This window comes from Kineococcus glutinatus (assembly GCF_039542765.1).
Classification (GTDB): Bacteria; Actinomycetota; Actinomycetes; order Actinomycetales; family Kineococcaceae; genus Kineococcus_A; species Kineococcus_A glutinatus.
The window spans coordinates 1-1,618 of record NZ_BAABIL010000904.1 but is presented as its reverse complement, the minus strand read 5'-3'; the positions used below and the strand labels follow the sequence as shown (position 1 = coordinate 1,618).

The window sequence follows — 1,618 nt, the reverse complement described above, 5'->3', positions numbered from 1 at the left end:
GGGGCCAACGCGCTCGGGGCGCTGCTCGGGGTGGGGGTGCTGGCCCGTTGCGGCCGACGCGGGCGACTCGTCGTCCTGCTCGCCGTCACGGTGCTGACGGCTGCCAGCGAGCGGGTGAGCTTCTCGGCGGTCATCGACCGCACCCCGGTGCTGCGCGAGCTGGACGCGCTGGGACGGCGACCGGCTGCATGAGGTCGCCGCGCACGCTGGCGGCGGCCGTCGCCTCCGTGGCCGCCATCACCGTGCTGGCCCGCATCGCGGGGTTCGGCCGGACGTTCGCGCTGTCCAAGACCGTCGGCGACAACTGCCTCGGGGCGGTCTACACGACCGCCAACCTCGTGCCCAACGTCCTCTTCGAGGTGGTCGCGGGCGGGATGCTGGCCGGGGCGCTCGTGCCGGTGCTCGCCCCGGCGCTGGCGGCGGGCACCGCGGAGGGCCGCGAGCGGGCCTCGCGGACGGCGTCGGCGGTGCTCACGTGGACCGTGCTGGTGCTCGCGGTGGCGGCGGCCCTGACGGCGCTGCTGGCCGGACCGGTGACGCGGCTGCTGCTGGGCGGTGCGGCGGCCGACTGCGCCGGGGCCGCCGCGGCCGCGGAGGCGATGCTCCTCGTCTTCCTGCCGCAGGTCCCGCTCTACGGCCTCGCGGTCGTGCTGGGGGGTGCGCTGCAGGCGCAGCGGCGCTTCACCGCGTCCGCGGCGGCACCCCTGGTGAGCAGCCTCGTCGTCACCGCCGCCTACCTGGGGTTCGCGGTGCTGCTGCCCGCCGGCGTCGCGCGCCACGCCTCGCCGGACGCCGTGCCACCGGGTGCGCTGGCGGTGCTGAGCTGGGGCACCACGGCCGGGGTGCTGGCGATGGTCGTGACGCACGTGCCCGCGCTGCGTTCGCAGATCCGCTGGCGGCCCGCGCTGCGCCCGGCACCCGGCGACGGGACGCGGCTGCGGGGGCTGGCCCTGGCGGGGCTGGCGGTGCTGCTGGCCCAGCAGGCCGTGACGCTGGCCACGGCCCGGTTGTCCAACGCCGGCGGCGACGAGGGGGCGGTGGTGCGCTGGAGCTTCGCGTGGGCGCTGTTCCTGCTGCCGTACGCGGTGCTGGCGGTGCCGGTGGCGATGGCGGTGTTCCCGCGGCTGGCCGCTGCCGCCGGGCGCGAGGACCCCGGCGTCGCCCCGCTGGTGGCGGGCACGTCCCGCGCGGTGGTGCTGGCCGGCTCCGCCGTCCCGGCGGCGCTGCCGGGGGCGGCGACGCCCGTGGCGCTGGTGTTCGTGCTGGGCGGGCCGGGTTCGGGGAGGTCCGCCGACCTCGCCGGTGCCCTGGTGGTCTTCGCCCCGGCCCTGCTGGGCTACGGGCTGACGGCGCTGCTGGTGCGTGCCCTGTACGCCGTGGGCCGGGGCCGGGCGGCGGCGGGGGCGGCCGTGACGGGCTGGGCGGTGGTGCTCCTCGCGGCGCTGGTCCTGACCCGGCTGCTGCCGCCGGGACGGGTGGTGACGGCGCTGGCCGCGGCGCACGCGATCGGGCTGACGGTGGGTGCGCTGCTGCTGGCGCGGGCGGTGCGGGCGGCGTGCGGGCCGCCGGCGGTGGCGGGTCTGGCCCGGGCCAGCGGCGCCGGCGCCCTGGCCGCGCT

General features: G+C 79.2%; 1 protein-coding gene and 1 pseudogene. Both read left to right on the top strand.

Going from position 1 to position 1,618, the window contains the following annotated elements; all coding sequences use genetic code 11:
• A pseudogene (locus ABEB16_RS22480) lies at positions 1–192 on the top strand (hypothetical protein); the annotation flags it as partial.
• Positions 189–1,618: lipid II flippase MurJ (locus ABEB16_RS22475; RefSeq protein ID WP_345714368.1), on the top strand; the 1,430-nt coding region annotated here is incomplete at its 3' end. The pseudogene ABEB16_RS22480 and the gene ABEB16_RS22475, both read left to right, overlap by 4 nt.